This is a genomic window from Kitasatospora sp. NPDC059571 (assembly GCF_042735675.1).
GTDB lineage: Bacteria > Actinomycetota > Actinomycetes > Streptomycetales > Streptomycetaceae > Kitasatospora.
In genome coordinates this window covers 1-1,828 of sequence record NZ_JBHWBW010000780.1, presented here as the reverse complement: position 1 = coordinate 1,828, position 1,828 = coordinate 1, and the positions used below count along the sequence as shown (strand labels likewise).

The 1,828-nt window shown below is 72.5% G+C and carries 1 protein-coding gene; it reads right to left on the bottom strand.

What is annotated here, in order from left to right; all coding sequences use genetic code 11:
- Window positions 1-95: 95 nt before the first annotated feature.
- Window positions 96-1,631 carry a glycerol kinase GlpK gene (glpK, locus tag ACFV0G_RS38945; protein WP_380558521.1) on the bottom strand — a complete coding sequence of 512 codons (1,536 nt, stop codon included), beginning with the start codon at window positions 1,629-1,631 and terminating at the stop codon, window positions 96-98.
- Window positions 1,632-1,828 lie beyond the last annotated feature (197 nt).

Sequence of the window (1,828 nt, the reverse complement as noted above, 5' to 3'; positions counted from 1 at the left end):
GCCGGGGGCGCCGCGGGGGCGGGCCCGGGGGCGGGGGGGGGGCGCCCCGGCGCGGGGGGGCGGGGGGGGCGCCCCCCCCCCGCCCCCCCGGTCCGTCAGTTCTGCTCGTCCTCCTCCACCCAGCCCATCGTGCGCTCGACGGCCTTGAGCCACTTCTTGTACTCGCGCTCCCGGGTGGCCTCGTCCATCCGCGGGGTCCACTCGGCGGCGCGGTGCCAGTTGGCCCGCAGGGTGTCGAGGTCGTTCCAGAAGCCGACCGCGAGGCCGGCCGCGTAGGCGGCGCCGAGCGCGGTGGTCTCGGCCACGTACGGGCGCTCGACCGGGGCGTCCAGGACGTCGGCGATGTTCTGCATGAGCAGGTTGTTGGAGGTCATGCCGCCGTCCACCTTCAGGGCGGTCAGCGTGACGCCGGAGTCCTTCTCCATGGCGTCGACGACCTCGCGGGTCTGCCAGGCGGTGGCCTCCAGGACGGCCCGGGCCAGGTGGCCCTTGGTCACGTACCGGGTCAGGCCGGCGATCACACCGCGGGCGTCGGAGCGCCAGTACGGGGCGAACAGGCCGGAGAAGGCCGGGACGAAGTAGGCGCCGCCGTTGTCCTCGACGGTGGAGGCGAGGGTCTCGATCTCGGCGGCGGTGGAGATGATGCCGAGCTGGTCGCGCAGCCACTGCACGAGCGAGCCGGTGACGGCGATCGAGCCCTCCAGGGCGTAGACCGGCTTCTGGTCGCCGATCCGGTAGCCGACGGTGGTCAGCAGGCCGTGGTAGGAGTTGACGACCTTCTCACCGGTGTTGAGCAGCAGGAAGGTGCCGGTGCCGTAGGTCGACTTGGCCTCGCCCTCGTCGAAGCAGGTCTGGCCGAACAGCGCGGCCTGCTGGTCGCCGAGCGCGGAGGCGACGGGGACGCCCTCCAGGTCGCCCACGGCGTGGCCGTAGACCTCGGCGGAGGAGCGGATCTCCGGGAGGACCGTGAGCGGCACCTCCATGGACTCGGCGATCTTCTCGTCCCACTCCAGGGTGTGGAGGTTCATCAGCATGGTGCGGCTGGCGTTGGTGACGTCGGTGACGTGCTTGCCGCCGTTGACGCCGCCGGTGAGGTTCCAGATGACCCAGGTGTCCATGGTGCCGAAGAGAATGTCGCCGGCCTCGGCGCGCTCGCGCAGGCCCTCGACGTTGTCCAGCAGCCAGCGGATCTTCGGGCCGGCGAAGTAGCTGGCCAGCGGGAGGCCGGTCTCGCGGCGGTAGCGGTCCTGGCCGACGTTGCGGCCGAGCTCGCGGCAGAGCGCCTCGGTGCGGGTGTCCTGCCAGACCAGCGCGTTGTGGACGGGCTCACCGGTGTTCTTGTCCCAGAGGACGGTGGTCTCGCGCTGGTTGGTGATGCCGATCGCGCGGATGTCGTCCCTGGTCAGGCCGGCCTTCTCCAGCGCGCCGCGGATCACCGACCGCACACGGGTCCAGATCTCGGCGGCGTCGTGCTCGACCCAGCCCGGCTGCGGGAAGATCTGCGAGTGCTCCTGCTGGTCGACGGCGACGATCCGGCCGTCGGCACCGAAGATGATGCACCGGCTGGAGGTCGTGCCCTGGTCGATCGCGGCGATGTAGTTCCCGGTGGGCGCAGTGGTGCCAGAAGTCATGGGGTCCTCGGCTCTGGAAGAGGGATTGAGGGGAGCGACGGGCCTGACGTCGGGTCAGTCCCCGTGGGCAGGTGCGGGGCAAACCTGCCCCGGGCGGGCGGGGGGGCCGCCGGCGCGGATCTGAATGGGGGGTGGTTCACGGCGCCCGCCCCCCCGGCCCCCCATCACGCGCCCCCCCCCCGGGCCCCAGCGGGGGC